Below are 14,831 nucleotides of genomic sequence, written 5' to 3' on the forward strand. Positions count from 1 at the left end.
CCTGACCTCACACGCTGCCTGCCGTCGCGAGGGCCGGTGCCGTCGGGGGTGGCGCCGCCGCCACGGATCGCGTCGCGAGTGCCGCGAGCCAGATCGCCAGGCCGCCGAGGACCGCCCCGGCGGCGACGTCGACGACGTAGTGCCAGCCGAAGTAGACGGTGGCGAGGGCGGTGAGGAACGCGTACACCCAGAGCGCCGATCGGATCACGCGGGGCAGGCGGAGCAGGTGCGCCATGACGGCCGCCGTGAAGACGACCGAGACGTGCAGGGAGGCGAAGGCTGCGATGCCGTGGACCGACTGCGTGGCGTGGGGATCGGTCAGGACCCGCATGCGGTTGCGGTAGAGGGATTCCTGCAGTGCGGTGACGGCGGTGTCCGGCAGGTCCGTGAAGTGCCGGGGCTCCACGTAGATGGGGCCCAGGGAGGGGAGGGCGTAGTAGCTGAGCGCCCCGAGGATCCAGTTGAAGGACAGCGCGGTGACGTACCAGGCGCCGTGCGAGAGCCGGCGCGACCAGACCAGCGCAGCCGCCACGGACACGGGGACGAACACCAGGTAGGACACGTAGACGGCGGAGAGGACGTGCGCGCTCGCCCCGGTGCCGAGGATCTGCTGGAGCACGTCACCGGGGTGGTCGCCGCCGAGGAGCCAGCGGTCGCTCGCCTGCAGGAGCGGGTCCGTCACGCGGTCGCGGACGAACGGCAGGAAGCTCTTCATGTTGCGGTACGAGACGTACGCCAGGTAGAAGGTCAGCAGGCCCACCGAGGTCGCCACCAGCCGGGGGGCGGGCCAGCGCCGGCGGAACTCCAACACCGCAGCCTGCAGGATGCTGCCCTGCGTGGCCCGACGGCGCAGCATCGAGGGGATCATGTCAACGAGGATCAGCGCCGCCAGGAGCAGGGGCAGGCGGACGTAGCTCGGACCGAGAAATCCGTCGGGATCGCGCAGGGGGAGGTCGAAGACCATGGCCACGAAGGCGGTGAGCACGGCGAAGGACACGGCCACCACGAAGGGAAGGCGGAAGAATATGGAAGGGGTATTCCCCGTCATCGGCGGCGCGGATTTCATCAGATGTTCAGAATACATTAGGGTGTCCTTCACCTCGGGAGGCGCCGCTCAGCCCCGCAGTGCCGCCGCCTCGCCCAGCCACCGGGCGTACCGGGCCCACGGGTCCTCGACACCCGCGGCGAGGGCGGCGATGTGCTCCTCGAGGTCCGGCGACGAGGCGAACCACTCCGATCGGTCGAGACGCGCCGCCGCGAACTCCCGATGGCGACGATGCTCGAGGAGCCGGTCGCCCTTCTCGAACGCCAGCACCTCGTCGTGCCACAGGCGGGCGAGCCGCTGCCGCGGGTTCGCCGTCGTGCCGATCTTGATGCGGTCCCCGAAGCGGAGGTAGTACACGATGTCCACGCGCGGCGGCGGCAGGCCGTCGTCGAGGACGTCGCCGACCCGCCACTCGCACGCCGCGCACACCCAGCCGTAGGGATAGCGGACACCGAGGCGGGAGCCGCAGGCCCGGCACGCGCCGGGCAGGACGTCGGTCACGCCGTACTCGGCGGCGACCCACTCGCCGATCACCGCGGCGTGGGCGCGGCACACGGGGACGGGGGCACCGACCGCGGCTTCGTCACCGCAGGGCCGGCCGTCCTCCCGGCGGACACCGCAGGGGTAGCCGGCCTGGTCCGAATCGAACATGTCTTCGATCCTTCCGGTCGACGTCACCGGGCGCAAGCCCTCCACCGGCGCGCCCCTCCGACGGCGGGCGTGCAGGCGGAACTGGCAGAATGGGCCGGGTGACTTTCCCCGAACGCGCCGCAGAGATCGACCTCGATGCGCTGCGGCACAACATCCGCCACCTCCGCGACGTGGCGCACCCTGCGCGTGTCATGGCCGTCGTGAAAGCCGACGCCTACGGTCACGGAGCGCTCCCGGTGGCCCGCGCCGCACTCGAGGCGGGGGCCGCGTGGCTCGGCGTGGCACACGTCAGCGAGGGCGTCGCCCTGAGGGAGGCCGGCATCGAGGCGCCCATCCTCGCCTGGCTGCACACCTCCCGCACGGACTTCGCCGCCGGCGTGGAGCATGGTCTGGACCTCGGGATCTCGGGGTGGGAGCTCGAGCACGTGGTCGCTGCCGCGCGCGAGCTCGAGCGCCCGGCCATCGTGCACCTGAAGATCGACACCGGGCTGGGCCGCAACGGCTGCCCGCCGGAGCAGTGGGAGGCCCTGCTCGGACGGGCCGTCGCCCACCAGGAGGAGGGCGTCCTCCGCGTCGTCGGGATCTTCTCCCATTTGGGCGTGGCCGACGAGCCGAGCCGCCCGGAGACCGACCTGCAGGTCCGGGCGTTCCGCGACGCCGTCGCCGCCGCGGAGAACGCCGGACTCGACGTCGAGGTGCGGCATCTCGCGAACACCCCCGCGACCTTCTCGCGCCCCGACTGCCACTTCGACCTGGTGCGCGTGGGCCTGGGCATCTACGGGCTCTCGCCCTTCGCCGACCAGGGGTCCGAGGACCTGGGGCTGCGGCCCGTCATGACGTTCAGCACCACGGTGGCGAACTGCAAGGAAGTACCCGCCGGGCAGGGCGTCTCCTACGGGTTCGCGTACCGCACCCGCAAGCCCACCACGCTGGGCCTCATCCCCGTCGGTTACGCGGACGGCGTTCCCCGCATCGCCACCGGGGCGCCGGTCCTGGTGGGCGGACGCGTCTACCCCGTGGTCGGGCGGATCGCCATGGACCAGCTCGTCATCGACTTCGGCACCACCGGGCTCGTGGACACCCCGGCGAGCCCGCTGGGTGCGCGCGCCGTCCTGTTCGGCGGCCGGGACGCGCCGCCCGTCGAGGACTGGGCCGCTGCCGCCCAGACCATCAACTACGAGGTGGTCACCCGCATCAGCGACCGCGTGGAACGGGTGTACCTCGAAGCGCCCCGGGAGGGCGGCGATGACACCGGTGCCTGAGTGGGCGGCGTCGCACGACGTCGGATCGGCCGCCGAGCTGCAGGCGCTCGCCGTGGACCTCGCCGGGCACCTGCGGGCCGGGGACCTGCTGGTCCTCGCGGGTGAGCTGGGGGCGGGCAAGACCACGTTCACGCAGGGGCTCGGACGCGGCCTGGCCGTCGAGGACCGCATCATCTCGCCCACCTTCGTGCTCGTCCGCCAGCACCGCTCCCGTGGTGGCGGGCCGGGCCTCGTCCACGTGGACGCCTACCGGCTCGAGAGTGCTGCCGCCGTGGACGACCTCGACCTCGAGGCCACCCTGGACGCCAACATCACGGTCGTCGAGTGGGGCGCCGGGCGCGTGGAGCACCTGGCGCCCAGCTGGCTCCGCGTGCAGATCACCCGGCCACTCGGCGGCGCCGCCCCGGAGGCGTCAGGGGCCGGACCCGTCACGGACTTCGACGACGACGGCGAGGACGAGGTGCGCACGGTCACGCTCTCGGGCGCCGGTCCACGCTGGGCCGGAGGGCCGCCGGCGCTCCTGCTCGACTAGGATTGCCGGGTGCTTCTCCTCGCCCTCGACACCTCCGCCGCGGCCACCGTGGCGCTCCTGCGCGACGACGTCGTCGTCGGCCGGTTCGCCAGCGCCGACACCCGCTCGCACGCGGAAGTCCTCGCCCCGGCGGTGCACCGGATCCTGGCCGAGGCCGGGGTGGCAGGGACGGAGCTCGACGCCGTCGTCGCCGGCGTGGGCCCGGGGCCGTTCACCGGGCTGCGCGCCGGTCTCGTGACCGCCCGGACCCTCGGCTTCGTGTGGGGCGTGCCCCTGCACGGGGTCATGAGCCTGGACGCCCTGGCCTTCGACGCCGTCGCCGTCGGTGCCGTGCCGGCCGGCAGCGGGTTCCTTGCGGCCACGGACGCCCGGCGGGGCGAGGTGTACTGGGCGGCGTACCGTGCGCCGTCGCAGCCCGGCGACCTCCCCGACCTCCTCGACGGTCCGCACGTGGGCGAAGCCGCCACACTCCCCGCGGGCCGGCCGCTGGTCGGCCGGGCCGCGAGCCTGTACCCCGACGACGTCGACGGCGTGCCGGCCCTCGCGGCGTCGGACCCCGACGCCGCCTCCCTGGGTCGCGTGGCCCGCCTGCGGCTGCTCGCCGGCGTGCCCCTGCGGGACACCGCGCCGCTGTACCTGCGGGAGTCCGACGCGCAGGTTCCCGGGCCGAGGAAGCGGGCGACGGCGTGAGCTTCCTGCTGCGGGACCTGGCTTTCGAGGACATCGAGACGATCGGCCGGCTCGAGAACGAGCTGTTCCCCACTGATGCCTGGCCGCTGGAGATGTTCTACACGGAGTTCTTCCAGCCGGACACGCGGCGCTACCTCGTGGCCGAGGTGGACGGCGACGCCGTCGGGTACGCGGGTCTCATGGTGATCGACACGACGGCGGACATCCAGACCATCGGCGTCCTCCCGAGCTTCGAGGGGCGGGGGATCGGGCGGGCCCTGCTCACCGAACTGCTCCACGAGGCCCGCCGGCGCGGCGCCGACAACGTGATGCTCGAGGTCCGGGCCGACAACCCCCGCGCGCAGGCGCTCTACGAACGGTTCGGGTTCCGGAGGATCCACACCCGGAAGAAGTACTACCGCGACGGGGTGGACGCCTGGGTGATGCGGCTCGTCCTGGCCACGGACGGAGAAGGGACACCATGACCACCGATCGCCCCCTGGTCCTCGGCATCGAGTCCTCGTGCGACGAGACCGGCATCGGGATCGTCCGCGGCACCGAACTGCTGACGAACACCGTGTCCTCCTCGATGGACGAGCACGTCCGCTTCGGCGGCGTCATCCCGGAGATCGCGTCACGCGCGCACCTCGAGGCCTTCGTCCCGACCCTCCGGGCAGCGCTCGACGACGCCGGCGCGACGCTCGACGAGCTCGACGCGATCGCCGTCACCGCGGGCCCGGGCCTCTCCGGCGCCCTCATGGTCGGCGTTTCCGCGGCGAAGGCGCTCGCCGTCGCCACGGGCAAGCCGCTCTACGCGATCAACCACCTCGTGGCGCACGTCGGCGTCGGCGTGGTGGGCGGCACCTTCGGCGACGGACTGCCGGCGAACCTGGGCGCCCTGCTCGTCTCGGGCGGACACACCGAGATCCTGCGCGTGGCCGACATCGCCCACGACGTCGAACTGCTCGGGTCCACGATCGACGACGCCGCCGGCGAGGCCTACGACAAGACGGCGCGGATCCTGGGCCTCGGGTACCCCGGTGGTCCGGCCATCGACCGGCTGGCGCAGCAGGGCGATCCGACGGCCATCCGCTTCCCCCGCGGTCTCTCGCAGCCCAAGTACATGGGCAGCGCCGAGGAGCCCGGACCCCACCGGTACGACTGGTCCTTCAGCGGCCTCAAGACCGCCGTCGCCCGCTCGGTGGAGCAGTACGAGGCGGCAGGGCTCGAGGTGCCGGTGGCGGACATCGCGGCGTCCTTCCAGGAGGCCGTGGTGGACATCATCACATCGAAGGCCGTTCTCGCCTGCCGTGAGCACGGGATCACCCACCTGCTGCTGGGCGGGGGAGTGGCCGCCAACCGCCGCCTCCGCGCGCTGGCCGCCGCGAGGTGCGCGGCCGCCGGCATCACCCTGACCGTTCCGGTGCCCTCGCTGTGCACGGACAACGGTGCCATGGTCGCGGCGCTCGGAGCGCAGATCGTCATGGCCGGAGGCAGGCCGAGCGGGATCACCTTCGGGACCGATCCGTCCCTCCCCGTCACGAGCATCGCGCTCCCCGGCGCCTAAGTAAGCTGATTGCTAGGCAAACTAGCTTTACATGGTCCTAATCGACGGCTACATTGGGGGCAGGTCAAGAAAACGGCCTGCTCCTTTCTGACCTGAAGGTCAAGCCATGACACCCACACGCCAGATCTCGTCCACCCCTGCTCGCACCGATGACGATGCAGCCCCCGCACAGCCAGCCGGCCACGACAGCGAGTTCGACGCCTGGTCCGGAATCGCGACCGGCCCGGTCGCCGCGGCCAGGCAGCCGGTCGAACCGCTGGTCCTGCCGCATGATTTCACCGGAACCACAACGCGCCAGCTCCGCCGCCTGATCAACCAGATGTACAAGGTGCTCGATGCCGACTTCCCGCCCTACGGCGCCCAGGAGGACTACGACCGCCTGGCCGATGAGCTGGAGCGGCGCGCCGCCGAGGCACGCGAGGGATCGCCTGTGGCGGAGCGCCCCGGCGCGTTCCGTGACAACCCGATGAACCACCGCTTCGAGCTCTTCCAGGACGGGATGCTCGCAGGCTACATCACCTACTCGCTGCGGGCCGGCACGCTACAGCTCCACCGTACCGTCGTCGCCGCGGCCTTCGAAGGGTCCGGACTGGAGGGCGTCCTCATCCGGAAGGTCCTCCTCGACGCCCACAAGCGGCGCCTCGCCGCCCTGCCGTACTGCGACCAGGTCCAGGCGTTCCTGGCGGACAACCCCCAGTACCGCAGCCTCGTCGCGACCTAGGTCGGAGGAGCCGCCCGGCGAAGGAGCGGTAGGCCGCCACGCGGCTGCCGTTCGCCGGACCGGAGCTGCGGCATTCAGGCGGGGAGGTCGCCGATGCTGGCGTATTTCCGGCGCCAGTCGGCACCCTGCTCGCCGCCGTACAGGGTCCAGTACTCCCGGCCCGAGGTGATCAGACCGTCCGAGACGGTCCAGATCGACACGACGCGGAAAATGCCCACATCCTCCTGCGGGACCTGGACTTCCGACACCACCACGTCGCCGGCGTCGTAGACCTCGAGCACGTCGATGCTCCATCCGTTCGGGTGCTCGGAGTTCACCGCGACGACGTTGTCCCTGCCCCGGATGATCTCGCGTGTGACAGGCCAGAACACCGTCACGTCCTCGGCGAGCGTCTGCCCGACCGCCGTCCAGTTCCTGCTCCACACCGACGACCAGTACCGCCGGACAACCTCGGTAGATTCCATGGGTCGATGCTACCGGCGGACGCCAGTCCGGAGGTGGGCGGCGACATGCTCGTCGAAGCCCGCGACGGTCCGCGCCACGACCTCGGCCGGCGCGGTGTCCCAGATCTCCTGGTTGAAGATCTCCACCTCGACATCGCCCGCATAGCCCGCGGCCTGGACGTCCGCGGTGATGGTGGTGAAGTCGATGATCCCGGCCCCGGGATAGTGGCGTGAGAGCAGGACGTCCGTGGCCAGCGGCGTCTTCCAGTCGCACACCTGGAAGCTTGCGATCCGGCCTTCCGCGCCCGCCCGGAGGATCTGCGCCTGGAGGTCGGGATCCCACCACACATGGAACGTGTCGATGACGACGCCCACGGCGGCTGGGGAGAAAGCGGATGCCAGGTCCAGCGCCTGATTCAGGGTGGAGAGAACGGCGCGGTCCGAGGCGTACATCGGATGGAGCGGTTCGAGGGCAAGGGTCACCCCGGCGGCGACGGCCTCCGGCACCAGTTCGGCCAGCGCATCCTCCACCCTGGCGCGGGCGCCCATGAGGTCCCGCGAACCCTGTGGAAGGCCCCCTGCCACCATCACCAGCACCGCGGCGGATCCCGCTGCGCCGGCAGCCGCGAGGGTTGCCGTCTCCTCGATGGCTCTCCTGTTGTCATCCATGGCCGCGCGACGGGTGGCGCCTTCAGGCACGGTGAAGAAGCCGCCGCGGCAGAGGCTCGAGAACCGCAGCCCCGACCGGGCGAGGAGTCGTGCCGCCTCGGGCAGGGTCTGGGCCTGCACCGCGTCGCGCCACAGGCCGATGCTCGTGACGCCGGTGTCGGCCGTCGTCTCCAGTGCTTCGGTGAGGGTCGCGTACTTGAGGGTGGCCTGGTTGATGGACAGGCGGGGGTGTGGCGTGGTCACGCGTCCACCCCGCTCACCCGCAGCAGCGAGTGCCAGCGCTTCCGGGCGAGTTCCGGCTGCTCCAGGGCGCCGCATGCGTTGGCCAGGCGCACGATCTCCGACAGGTGCGGCAGGCTGCGGGTGGCGTGCAGGCCCCCGACCATGCCGACGCCGGGCTGATGCCCGTTGAGCCAGCTGAGGAAGGCCACACCCGCCTTGTAGTAGTAGGTGGGCGACCCGAAGATCTGCCGGGACAGGGCCTCCGTCGGACCGAGGATCTGCGCGTACGCGTCCCGGTCGTCGGCGTCGAGGGCCTGGATTGCCGCCGAGGCGTGCGGTCCGAGGGCCGCGAACGCTCCGAGCAATGCCTCGGAGTGACCGGAGGAGTCCCCTCCGATGAGGGACACATAATTGAAGTCATCGCCGGTGAACATCCGGGTGGGCGTGGGCAGCTGGGCTCGCACGGCACGCTCGGCGTCCGCGTCGAGCAGGCTCATCTTGACTCCCGCCACCTTCTCCGGCGCGTTGGCAATGATTTTGAGCAGGGTCGACGACGCGGTGTCCGTCTCCGCGGAGCCGAAGTAGCTCCCGAGCTCCGGATCGAAGGCGCTGCCGAGCCAGTGCAGGATGACCGGGGCGCCGGCGGCGGCGAGGATCTCCGCGTAGACGCGCTCGTAGTCCTCGGCGGAACCCGCGGTCCGCGCGAGATGCCGGCTCGCCATGAGGACCACCGAGGCGCCTGCATCCTCGGCGAAGTGCAGCTGCTCCTTGTAGGCGTCGACAACCGCGCTGAGGGGGATGGCGGTGTCGTCGACGTGGTCGGTGGTGACGCCGACCACCAGTCCACCGCCCACGAGGGCTGCCTCTGCCGCACTGCGTGAGATCAGCTCACGTGTCGCCGCGGAATCCAGCCCCATGTTCCGCTGGGCCGTGTCCATGGCGTCCGCTACCCCGAGCCCCCAGGACCACAGGTGGTGGCGGAAGGCAAGCGTCGCCTCCCAGTCGAGGTCCGCCGGCGCGCCGGGAACGTTCTCGGCTGTGGTCCGCGGGACCACGTGCGCGGCGGCGTAGATGGTTCGGCTTGTGAGGGGGGTGATCGGCCTGGTGAATGCCGGCCCCGGATCGAGTTCCACGGCGGAGGTGCGTCCTGCCGAATCGACGAGGGTGATCATGCCAGCGGAACCGCTTCGTGGCGGGGGAGGGTGGTGCTGCGGACGTCCTGGAGATCGAGGCGGCGCCCCGACCGCGAACTCTCAAGGCCCTGTTCTGCGAGGTACATGCCGCGGGCGCCCGCGAGGAAATCGTAGGGGTGCGGGGCGTCCTCCAGGACGTGCCGGAGGAAGTCCTCCCACTGGGTCTTGAACCCGTTTTCGAACACCTCGTTGGTGGGGACGTCGATCCAGTCGGCGTCGTAGTCGTGGGTGTCCTCGAGATCGGGGTTCCAGACGGGTTTCGGCGTGGCGTTGCGTGGCTGGATCTTGCAGCCGAACAGCCCGACGACGGCGGAGCCGTGCGTGCCGTCCACCTGGAACTGCACGAGTTCGTCGCGGTTCACGCGGACCGTCCAGCTCGAGTTGAGCTGCGCGACGATGCCGCCCTCCAGCTCGAACACGGCGTACGCGGCGTCGTCGGCGCTCGCGCGGTAACGGCGGCCGTCCTCGTCGACGCGTTCGTCGATGTGGGTGACAGCCCGCGCGTACACGGACTCGACCCGGCCGAACAGGTTCTCCAGCACGTAGCTCCAGTGCGGGAACATGTCGACGACGATCCCGCCGCCGTCCTCCGCCCGGTAGTTCCAGCTGGGACGCTGCGCGTCCTGCCAGCCGCCTTCGAACACCCAGTACCCGAACTCCCCGCGGACGGAGAGGATCCGGCCGAAGAACCCGGAATCAACGAGGCGCTTCAGCTTCTGCATGCCCGGCAGGTACAGCTTGTCGTGGACGACGCCGTTCTTGATCCCGGCGGCCTCCGCCAGCTCGGCGAGTTCGAGGGCGTCGGCCGCCGTCTCGGCGGTGGGCTTCTCGGTGTAGATGGCCTTTCCGGCGGCGATGGCCTTGCGGATGGCCGTCGAGCGGGCCTTGGTCACGAGGAAGTCGGCGTAGATCTCCCAGGTAGGGTCCGCCAGGACGCTGTCGAGGTCGGTCGAGTAGTGTGTGATGCCGTGCCGGGCGGCGAGCTCGGCGAGCTTCGCCTCGTTGCGGCCCACGAGCATCGGTTCGACCTGGACACGCGTCCCGTCGGACAGGAGTACGCCGCCCTGGTCGCGGATCGCGAGGATCGAGCGGACCAGGTGCTGCCGATAGCCCATGCGCCCGGAGGCGCCGTTCATGATGATCCCGATTGTCCTCGTTGACATTCCTACTCCTTCGTCCGGCTGTATCGCCGCGTGGGAAAACGCTTACCGCGAGTGTAGGGGAAGAAGGGGGACGGGGCAATGAGGAAGGCTGCGGTTCGGGTCGGAGCACCTCAGCGGCCGGGGATCGACCGCCGCGTGCATTGCTCGGGGCGCACCCAGGCACTTCGGGCGATGGAGAATTCGACCCATTGCGCGAGTACTGCCGACCTCGTCCAGGCCATGGCGAACCCGCGGACGGTCTGCCGTGAGCCGTTCGGGTACTCGAGGTCCACCCAGAGCGCGGGGGCGGGGGAGGCGGACTCCGTGATGCCCTCGGTCGGCGGCTCCAGCTGGAGGGGAGGGACGAACCGGTGCGTCGTCGGCGGGAGCCCGTGCCATCCGGCTACCTTAGCCACGCATGCCTGCCCGAGGCGTGGCGCACGGTGTGGACTGGTCCATGCCACCACTGTACGAGGGTGCCGCCGACGGGGAGCAGAGGGTGTTCGCCGTCGTGCCTCACCCGGGTAGCCGGCGTCAGGTCACGTGCGCCGAGTGCTGCTTCACGGCCCGGCGTCGGCACCGCGCAGCGTCCACCCAGGCCTCACGTGCCCGGGAGTACTCGATCCACTGCGCCCGGACGGCGGTGCCCGTCCATGCCATCGCGAATCCCTTCATGGTGCGCCTGGTCCCGTCGGGATAGTCCAGTTCCACCCACAACGCGGGGGAGCGGGGCGGCTCGGTGATATCGCCGGTTGGCGCCTCGAGCTGAAGCGGAGCGACGTACCGGTCCGCACTGGGTGGGATGCCGTGCCACCCCGGTCTTCCTGCCATGCGACGAGGGTACGCCGCAGGTCCGACACCGTGGCCGGAGGTCGCCGCAGATCCCGGTATTGCTCACTGCGCAACCATTCCGCGCCGCGCCGTGTGTGGTTAGGATGGTCGCGACGACGGCACGATCACCGCACCTGCGCGCCGGCCCTCCGCGGACCGGAACACCGACGTCACGCCGCTCGACCAGGATGTGAGGTTTCAATACGCCATGACGAATGACCGTCTGCAGAAGATTCTCGTCGCTGCCGCCGACAGGGAGGACATCCAGTTCGAGCTCGACCGTGCCGAACTGATTCTGCAGGAAGCCGTGGCCGAAGCGATGAGCCACGGGGAGGACATCACGGCCGTGGCCGAGGTGGCGGAACTCCCCGTGCACGACATCGCGAAGCTTGCCGCGCACGACGCCGCCGGTCCCGAGGCCGTCCAGACCTCCTGAGGACGGGTCCGCGCGGTGCCAGTCGCGCGGTGCTGGCCGGCGCCGACCGCGCGGTGCTGCCAACCGGTGCCAGGTGCTCGCGATCTGCAGCGCAGGATCACCGGCGGGGCGTGCTGCCCCGGATGATCGTCTCCGTCCGGATGGCTGGGGGCCCTCCGGTCGTGGCCGCCGCGTCGTCGGGTGCGATTCCCGTGGCGAGTCGGAGGGCACGCCGGCCCACGTCCTCGAGGGGGATCCGGACCGTCGTCAGTGCGGGGGTGATGTCCCGCACGGTCGGGATGTCGTCGTAACCGGCTACGCCGATCCCTCCGCCGGGCGTGATCCCGGCCTCCCTGAGTGCCGAGACGACGCCCACCGCCATGACGTCGTTGACGGCGAACACGAGATCCACGGAAGCTCCCGTTGCCAGGAGCTCCTGGGTGCCGCGGTAGCCGCCGTCGCGGGTGAAATCGGCGTGGATGATGCGGTCCGGGGGCAGGGAGATGCTGCACTCCGCCAACCCCGCAGTGAAACCTTCGAGGCGCTCCTCGGCCGTCCTGATCTCGGGCGGACCGGTGATGACGGCGAAGTCCCGGTAGCCGAGCGAGGCGAGTGCCACGGCGAGGTTGCGGGCCCCGCCCCGGTTGTCGAGCAGCACGGTGGCGAACGGGGCCGCGTCCTGACTGATGAAAGCCACCTTCCCGCCGGTGTCCTCGAAGGATGTCAGCTCACTGCGCAACTGCTCCTCGAACACCGAACCGGTGGTCCTGGAGCCCGCGAGGATCATCACGCGGGGGCGTTGCCCGCGCAGCGCCCTCACGGTGTCCAGCTCACGCTGGGCATCGCGTCCGGTCACGGCGATGGTCACCACGAGCCCCTCCTCGCTCGCGGCGTCGATGACTCCGGCCGCGATGCTGGAGAAGTAGGGGTCCGCGATGTCCGCCACGAGCAGCGCCACCGTGGTGGTGCTTCCCTTGGCCACCGCCTGGGCGAAGAGGTTCGTGGTGTAGCCGAGTCGTTGGGCGGCCTCGATGACCCGCTGCCGGTAGGCCTCGTTGACCTTGCGGGTGCTTCCGTTCAACGACCTCGACGCCGTGGCGAGCGAGACGCCCGCTTCCCGGGCCACATCATGCAGTGTCGCGGGACTCTTGCTCGCCGGTGCCGACATCGCTTCCACTCCTGGGGTCCGGGTGTCGACCGTGGCGGCCACCGCCCGGGCGTTCCATCGAAAGGGCCATTGTTGCACGGTCAGGCGGGACGATGCGGACCCTCACCCATCAGCGGTAAGCGCTTTCTCTGCGAGGGTTTCCCGAACTGTGATCCCTGTCCGCGTTGGAGGAACCGTGCCCCTGTCGAGTCCCGTGGAGAACCCCTCCGCCGAGCGACGCGCCGCCGCTGCCGACGGGGCCGCGCCGTTGCTCCGAGCGGCGATCCTCGGGACCGGGGGAGTGGCGCAGCTCCACGCCGCGGCCCTGCGCAGGCTGCCCGGGGTGGAGCTCGTCGCGGTCGCGGATCCCTCCGCCGCGCGCCTGACTGCGTTCGCGGAGGCCCAGGCGGTCCCGTTCCGCTACTCCACCCTCGAGGAGTTGCTCGCCGCCCAACCCATCGACGTCCTGCACATCTGCACCCCGCCCGGCGGGCACGCGGAACAGTCGATCGCGGCCTTCGCCGTGGGAGCGCACGTTGTCGTCGAGAAGCCCGCAGCGCTCAGCCTCGCCGGGCTGGACGCGATGACCCGGGCGGCCGACGCCGCCGGGCGCGGCCTCGCCGTCGTCTTCCAGCAGCGTTCCGGGACCGCCGCGGACCACGTGAAGGCGCTGCTCGATTCCGGAGCTCTCGGCCGCCCGCTCTCCGCCCTGTGCCAGACGCACTGGTACCGGACGGCGGAGTACTTCGCCGTGCCGTGGCGTGGCACTTGGGCCACCGAGGGCGGGGGCACCACACTCAGCCATGGGAGCCACCAGATCGATCTCCTGGCCTACCTGCTCGGCGAATGGTCGGCGGTGCACGCCACGATGTGGCGACAGCAGCGCGACGTCGAGACCGAGGACCTTTCCCACGCGTCCCTGGTCTTCGCCTCGGGCGCGGTGGCCTCGGTGGTCTCGACGGTCCTCGCCCCACGCCAGTCGAGCCTGCTCCGCATCGACACGGAGCGGGCGACGATCGAGCTGGAGCACCTCTACGGCCATGGGCACGCCCACTGGCGGATCACCCCTGCGCCGGGCGTCGACGAGGAGACCTCCGCGTCCTGGGCCCTGCCCGAGCAGGAGATCCCGAGCGGTCACGACGCCCTGTTCGCGGAGATCCATCCCTCGCTCATCGCCGGCCGGGGCATGCCCGGGCTCGTCGCCCATCCCGCCCGCGCACTCGAGATCGTCACCGGCATGTACGTCTCGGCGCGGGAGGGCCGCTGGGTCTCCCGCACGGATCTCGCCGATCCGGCCCTGCGGGGTGCCCTGGCCGCACCGGTCATCGACGGGCGTCCAGGGGCCCCCGCCGGAGTCCCCGCGGCATGAGCACGATGGAGTCCCTGTCGATCCGCGACGGCCGGGTGGCCGGAGTGCTGCGCGAGGGCCCGCACGAACCGGCCCGGCACGCGCCGCGACCCTTCCTCCACCCGGTCCTGACCCCGGGGGGAAGGCCAGTCAGCGACTTCGCGCCGGTCGATCACCCGTGGCATTGGGGGCTAGGCATCGCGGTGGCCACCATCGACGTCCCCGGCCAGGAGGAGCCGGTCAACCTCTGGGGCGGCCCGACCTACAGGGGAGCGCAGGGGTACGTCCAGCTCTCGAACAACGGCTCGCAGCGGGTGGTCGCCCGTCGGCGTGCAGGCCGTGTCGTGGTGCAGCGGATCGGCTGGCGCGCCGCGGACGGCAGCGCATTCCTCGAGGAGGAGCGGGTCTGGAACGCGGACGTCGTCCGGACCGCCGACGTCGAGTGGTTCCGGACCACCGTGCAGAGCCGGTGGGTGAATGTCAGCGACGGTCCACTGGCCTTCGGCAGCCCGACGACGGCGGGCCGCCCGAACGCCGGGTACGGCGGGTTCTTCCTGCGCCTCGGCCCGTCCTTCGACGGCGGCAGGATCATCGGGCCCACGGACGGCGGCGCCGGTGGGATCGACGAGGACGGCGCCATGGGTGGAACGCACGGCTGGCTCGGGCTGCAGTCCGGCGGCGCATCCGTCCTCATGATCCCCGCGCCGGACAATCCGGGAGGGCCGTCGCCCTGGTTCGTCCGCAGCACCGGCACGCCCATGCTGTGCGCGGCACCCTTCTTCCATGAGGAGATGCACCTCGACCGGGACGCCGTGCTCGACTGGAAGTGGTCGCTGCTCGTCGCGGACGGTGCTGTGGAGGATGCCGCGTTCCAGGCCGCGGTCGGTGCAGCCGTCCTTCCCCCTCCGCCCACGGCAGCCGGGACCGGGCGCACGTCCCCGCCGGCCACCTGATGGCCGCCGCTCCGGGACACG

18 protein-coding genes are annotated in these 14,831 nt (G+C 71.2%); 9 read left to right on the plus strand and 9 right to left on the minus strand.

Annotation, left to right across the window (positions count from 1 at the left end):
* Nucleotides 1–7: 7 nt before the first annotated feature.
* Both ACX80F_RS00675 and ACX80F_RS00680 read right to left on the minus strand, forming a co-directional pair.
* On the minus strand, nucleotides 8–1,084 hold the full coding sequence (locus ACX80F_RS00675) for a phosphatase PAP2 family protein (RefSeq protein ID WP_459334458.1): 1,077 nt from the start codon (nucleotides 1,082–1,084) through the stop codon (nucleotides 8–10).
* Between the two features lie 30 nt (nucleotides 1,085–1,114).
* On the minus strand, nucleotides 1,115–1,696 hold the full coding sequence (locus tag ACX80F_RS00680; RefSeq protein ID WP_459334459.1) for a GIY-YIG nuclease family protein: 582 nt from the start codon (nucleotides 1,694–1,696) through the stop codon (nucleotides 1,115–1,117).
* Nucleotides 1,697–1,785: 89 nt separating this feature from the next.
* Between ACX80F_RS00680 and alr the strand changes: the two genes are divergently transcribed.
* From alr to ACX80F_RS00710, 6 genes are all read left to right on the plus strand, one after another.
* Entirely contained in the window at nucleotides 1,786–2,958 is a 1,173-nt protein-coding gene (gene alr / locus ACX80F_RS00685) for an alanine racemase (protein ID WP_459334460.1), read from the plus strand.
* Nucleotides 2,942–3,490: a tRNA (adenosine(37)-N6)-threonylcarbamoyltransferase complex ATPase subunit type 1 TsaE gene (gene tsaE / locus ACX80F_RS00690; RefSeq protein ID WP_459334461.1), complete on the plus strand. Its 549-nt coding sequence runs from the start codon at nucleotides 2,942–2,944 to the stop codon at nucleotides 3,488–3,490. The genes alr and tsaE overlap by 17 nt, the downstream gene beginning before the upstream one ends.
* 9 nt (nucleotides 3,491–3,499) lie before the next feature.
* On the plus strand, nucleotides 3,500–4,180 hold the full coding sequence (tsaB, locus tag ACX80F_RS00695) for a tRNA (adenosine(37)-N6)-threonylcarbamoyltransferase complex dimerization subunit type 1 TsaB (protein WP_459334462.1): 681 nt from the start codon (nucleotides 3,500–3,502) through the stop codon (nucleotides 4,178–4,180).
* Entirely contained in the window at nucleotides 4,177–4,644 is a 468-nt protein-coding gene (gene rimI / locus ACX80F_RS00700) for a ribosomal protein S18-alanine N-acetyltransferase (protein WP_459334463.1), read from the plus strand. Before tsaB ends, rimI begins: the two co-directional genes overlap by 4 nt.
* Complete coding sequence (tsaD, locus tag ACX80F_RS00705; RefSeq protein ID WP_459334464.1) at nucleotides 4,641–5,726, plus strand: tRNA (adenosine(37)-N6)-threonylcarbamoyltransferase complex transferase subunit TsaD; 1,086 nt, start codon at nucleotides 4,641–4,643, stop codon at nucleotides 5,724–5,726. The genes rimI and tsaD overlap by 4 nt, the downstream gene beginning before the upstream one ends.
* A 106-nt stretch (nucleotides 5,727–5,832) precedes the next feature.
* A complete protein-coding gene (locus ACX80F_RS00710) occupies nucleotides 5,833–6,447 on the plus strand; it encodes a GNAT family N-acetyltransferase (protein ID WP_459334465.1) in 615 nt (204 codons plus the stop codon).
* Nucleotides 6,448–6,521: 74 nt separating this feature from the next.
* On the opposite strand, the gene ACX80F_RS00715 is transcribed toward ACX80F_RS00710, so the two are convergent.
* The 6 genes from ACX80F_RS00715 to ACX80F_RS00740 form a co-directional block, all read right to left on the minus strand.
* Nucleotides 6,522–6,911, minus strand: coding sequence for a nuclear transport factor 2 family protein (locus ACX80F_RS00715; protein ID WP_459334466.1), 390 nt, complete (start codon nucleotides 6,909–6,911; stop codon nucleotides 6,522–6,524).
* A gap of 9 nt (nucleotides 6,912–6,920) precedes the next feature.
* Complete coding sequence (locus tag ACX80F_RS00720) at nucleotides 6,921–7,802, minus strand: sugar phosphate isomerase/epimerase family protein (protein ID WP_459334467.1); 882 nt, start codon at nucleotides 7,800–7,802, stop codon at nucleotides 6,921–6,923.
* Nucleotides 7,799–8,953 (minus strand): DUF993 family protein, encoded by a 1,155-nt coding sequence (locus ACX80F_RS00725; RefSeq protein ID WP_459334468.1) that lies wholly within the window; start codon nucleotides 8,951–8,953, stop codon nucleotides 7,799–7,801. The genes ACX80F_RS00720 and ACX80F_RS00725 overlap by 4 nt, the downstream gene beginning before the upstream one ends.
* Nucleotides 8,950–10,137 (minus strand): Gfo/Idh/MocA family protein, encoded by a 1,188-nt coding sequence (locus tag ACX80F_RS00730; protein WP_459334469.1) that lies wholly within the window; start codon nucleotides 10,135–10,137, stop codon nucleotides 8,950–8,952. Before ACX80F_RS00730 ends, ACX80F_RS00725 begins: the two co-directional genes overlap by 4 nt.
* Nucleotides 10,138–10,247: 110 nt before the next feature.
* Entirely contained in the window at nucleotides 10,248–10,532 is a 285-nt protein-coding gene (locus ACX80F_RS00735; protein WP_459334470.1) for a hypothetical protein, read from the minus strand.
* A 118-nt stretch (nucleotides 10,533–10,650) separates the two neighbouring features.
* On the minus strand, nucleotides 10,651–10,947 hold the full coding sequence (locus tag ACX80F_RS00740; RefSeq protein ID WP_459334471.1) for a hypothetical protein: 297 nt from the start codon (nucleotides 10,945–10,947) through the stop codon (nucleotides 10,651–10,653).
* Between the two features lie 208 nt (nucleotides 10,948–11,155).
* Here ACX80F_RS00740 and ACX80F_RS00745 point away from each other — a divergent pair, with 208 nt between their 5' ends.
* Complete coding sequence (locus ACX80F_RS00745; protein ID WP_459334472.1) at nucleotides 11,156–11,383, plus strand: hypothetical protein; 228 nt, start codon at nucleotides 11,156–11,158, stop codon at nucleotides 11,381–11,383.
* A gap of 97 nt (nucleotides 11,384–11,480) precedes the next feature.
* On the opposite strand, the gene ACX80F_RS00750 is transcribed toward ACX80F_RS00745, so the two are convergent.
* Nucleotides 11,481–12,488, minus strand: a complete 1,008-nt coding sequence (locus ACX80F_RS00750) for a LacI family DNA-binding transcriptional regulator (protein ID WP_459334473.1) — start codon at nucleotides 12,486–12,488, stop codon at nucleotides 11,481–11,483.
* Nucleotides 12,489–12,705: 217 nt separating this feature from the next.
* Here ACX80F_RS00750 and ACX80F_RS00755 point away from each other — a divergent pair, with 217 nt between their 5' ends.
* Together ACX80F_RS00755 and ACX80F_RS00760 are read left to right on the plus strand one after the other, a co-directional pair.
* A complete protein-coding gene (locus ACX80F_RS00755; protein ID WP_459334474.1) occupies nucleotides 12,706–13,878 on the plus strand; it encodes a Gfo/Idh/MocA family protein in 1,173 nt (390 codons plus the stop codon).
* Nucleotides 13,875–14,810 (plus strand): DUF6807 family protein, encoded by a 936-nt coding sequence (locus ACX80F_RS00760; RefSeq protein WP_459334475.1) that lies wholly within the window; start codon nucleotides 13,875–13,877, stop codon nucleotides 14,808–14,810. The genes ACX80F_RS00755 and ACX80F_RS00760 overlap by 4 nt, the downstream gene beginning before the upstream one ends.
* The last annotated feature ends 21 nt before the right edge of the window (nucleotides 14,811–14,831 follow it).

It is taken from the genome of Arthrobacter sp. TMS2-4 (assembly GCF_054511075.1).

Bases quoted from the DNA above. Each gene is read 5' to 3' on its own strand.
- ACX80F_RS00680 (WP_459334459.1), bottom strand. From the start codon at position 1,696: ATGTTCGATTCGGACCAGGCCGGCTACCCCTGCGGTGTCCGCCGGGAG.
- ACX80F_RS00760 (WP_459334475.1), top strand. From the start codon at position 13,875: ATGAGCACGATGGAGTCCCTGTCGATCCGCGACGGCCGGGTGGCCGGA.
- ACX80F_RS00730 (WP_459334469.1), bottom strand. From the start codon at position 10,137: ATGTCAACGAGGACAATCGGGATCATCATGAACGGCGCCTCCGGGCGC.
- tsaE (WP_459334461.1), top strand. From the start codon at position 2,942: ATGACACCGGTGCCTGAGTGGGCGGCGTCGCACGACGTCGGATCGGCC.
- ACX80F_RS00710 (WP_459334465.1), top strand. From the start codon at position 5,833: ATGACACCCACACGCCAGATCTCGTCCACCCCTGCTCGCACCGATGAC.
- tsaD (WP_459334464.1), top strand. From the start codon at position 4,641: ATGACCACCGATCGCCCCCTGGTCCTCGGCATCGAGTCCTCGTGCGAC.
- alr (WP_459334460.1), top strand. From the start codon at position 1,786: ATGGGCCGGGTGACTTTCCCCGAACGCGCCGCAGAGATCGACCTCGAT.
- ACX80F_RS00675 (WP_459334458.1), bottom strand. From the start codon at position 1,084: ATGTATTCTGAACATCTGATGAAATCCGCGCCGCCGATGACGGGGAAT.
- ACX80F_RS00725 (WP_459334468.1), bottom strand. From the start codon at position 8,953: ATGATCACCCTCGTCGATTCGGCAGGACGCACCTCCGCCGTGGAACTC.
- ACX80F_RS00740 (WP_459334471.1), bottom strand. From the start codon at position 10,947: ATGGCAGGAAGACCGGGGTGGCACGGCATCCCACCCAGTGCGGACCGG.
- ACX80F_RS00715 (WP_459334466.1), bottom strand. From the start codon at position 6,911: ATGGAATCTACCGAGGTTGTCCGGCGGTACTGGTCGTCGGTGTGGAGC.
- ACX80F_RS00745 (WP_459334472.1), top strand. From the start codon at position 11,156: ATGACGAATGACCGTCTGCAGAAGATTCTCGTCGCTGCCGCCGACAGG.